Below are 424 nucleotides of genomic sequence, written 5' to 3'. Positions count from 1 at the left end.
CGAGAAGCAGCTCGGCCCCGAGGAGCTCAAGGTCAAGTGCAAGCGGCCGAAGAACGGCGGCCAGCGGCTGAAGTTCTTCTGGGGCGCCTAGCCCGGCCTCGCGTCAGCGTTTCAGTGCCGCGTGCGCACTACGCGGAAGCCGTCGACGACGGGTGACCCGTCGACGTTGCCCAGCCCGTCGATCGCGCGCGCGGCGAGCAGCTCGCGGAAGCCGAAGAGCGTGTGCTCGTTCTCGCCGCCGGCGATCGGCATCGACAGGCGCGAGCGCACCTCGCGATAGCCCTGGAGATCCTCCGGCACGACCGGCTCCTCGTACCAGCGCAGATCGAAAGCCTCGAGCGCGCGGCCCAGCCGGATCGCATCCGCCACGCCATAGGCATGGTTGGTGTCGATCATCAGCCGCACGCCCTTGCTCTGGCTCGCG

The 424-nt window shown here is 69.3% G+C and carries 1 protein-coding gene; it reads right to left on the bottom strand.

Annotated features, from left to right (window positions below):
- Positions 1 to 111 precede the first annotated feature (111 nt).
- Positions 112 to 424: enolase C-terminal domain-like protein (locus tag I6F37_RS41430; RefSeq protein WP_276573825.1), on the bottom strand; the 313-nt coding region annotated here is incomplete at its 5' end.

It is taken from the genome of Bradyrhizobium sp. NBAIM08 (assembly GCF_020193935.1).
Taxonomy (GTDB): Bacteria; Pseudomonadota; Alphaproteobacteria; order Rhizobiales; family Xanthobacteraceae; genus Bradyrhizobium; species Bradyrhizobium yuanmingense.
This window is presented reverse-complemented; position numbering and strand designations above follow the sequence as displayed.